A 1,214-nucleotide genomic window follows, 5' to 3' on the forward strand; every position below is an offset into this window, starting at 1 on the left:
ACTAGTGGTCTGTCAACTTAATTTCGTCTGTAACAGTTAGGGGTAGACACCTTCTGTTTTTTGCTGATGCCTCGCCCCGCTAAACCCGTTGTCCTACCGCCCGCCGATGCCGCCAACTTGCAGGCGATTGTCAAAAAAGGCACCCACAAGAGCCGTAAAATCGCGCGCGCCCGGGCCCTGCTGGCCATGAGCAGCGGCAAAAGTGCAGCCGCTGTACAGGCCGAAGTGGGTATTTCCACCACCCAGTACTACCGCCTCAAGAGCCGCTATCTGGCCGGGGGGCTGGCCCAGGCGCTGGAAGAGCGTCCGCGCAGCGGGCAACCGCCCAAAGTAACGCCCGCCCTGGAAGCGCGAATCACCAGCCTGGCGTGCAGCGACTTGCCGACCGGCGCGGCGCGTTGGACGCTCTCGCTGCTCAACGAAACACTCGTCTCGCTCGACTACGGACCGGCCGTTTCCAAGGAAACGATTCGCCAGGTGTTAAAAAAAGCCAGCTCAAGCCCTGGCTAAAAGAAATGTGGTGCATCGGCACCATCACGGGCGAGTACCTGGCCAACATGGAAGACGTGCTCGACGTCTACAGCGCCCCGGCCGCAGCAGGCGTGGTGCGCTTATGTTTCGACGAGCGGCCGTGCCAACTGCTCGACCATGTGCTCACGCCGCTGCCGCCCAAGCCCAACGCGACCCAAAAAGAACACCAGGAGTACGTGCGAAAGGGCGTTTGCAACGTGCTACTTGCCTATAATATCGATACGGGCCAGCGCCACTTGCAGGTAACGACGACCAAAAACAAAGGCGATTATGCCCGTTTTATGGACTGGCTCGTGCAAACCCACTACCCCGAGGCGGCGAAAATTCAGCTTGTGCAAGACAACTACAGCACCCACACCTACGGAGCCTTTTACGAACACTTGCCCGTCGAAACGGCCCGCCACCTGCGCCATACCATCCAATTCCACTACACGCCCAAACACGGCTCCTGGCTCAACATGGCTGAAATCGAATTTGCCGCCCTCTCCCGCCAGTGCCTGGATCAGCGTATCGCCACACAGGAACGACTCGAACAAGAGGCCTTAGCCTGGCAAGCCAGGCGCAACGTCGCCGCCACCAAAGTCAATTGGTCCTTCACCACCGAAAAGGCCCGCGTTAAGTTGAAAAATAGATACGCTCAATTGACCAAAGTAGCTGACGAAATTAAACTGTCAGAACACTAG

General features: G+C 58.1%; 2 protein-coding genes. Both read left to right on the forward strand.

All coding sequences use genetic code 11. The features are described 5' to 3' along the window. The first annotated feature begins 66 nt into the window (after positions 1 to 66). A complete protein-coding gene (locus D0T11_RS21685) occupies positions 67 to 510 on the forward strand; it encodes a helix-turn-helix domain-containing protein (protein WP_119657878.1) in 444 nt (147 codons plus the stop codon). Between the two features lie 5 nt (positions 511 to 515). Beyond that, entirely contained in the window at positions 516 to 1,214 is a 699-nt protein-coding gene (locus D0T11_RS21690) for an IS630 family transposase (RefSeq protein WP_119657879.1), read from the forward strand.

It is taken from the genome of Hymenobacter rubripertinctus (assembly GCF_003583925.1).
GTDB classification, from domain to species: Bacteria; Bacteroidota; Bacteroidia; order Cytophagales; family Hymenobacteraceae; genus Hymenobacter; species Hymenobacter rubripertinctus.

What these genes read in the sequence shown, in the direction of transcription:
- D0T11_RS21685 (WP_119657878.1), top strand. Translation starts at nt 67, where the DNA reads ATGCCTCGCCCCGCTAAACCCGTTGTCCTACCGCCCGCCGATGCCGCC.
- D0T11_RS21690 (WP_119657879.1), top strand. Translation starts at nt 516, where the DNA reads ATGTGGTGCATCGGCACCATCACGGGCGAGTACCTGGCCAACATGGAA.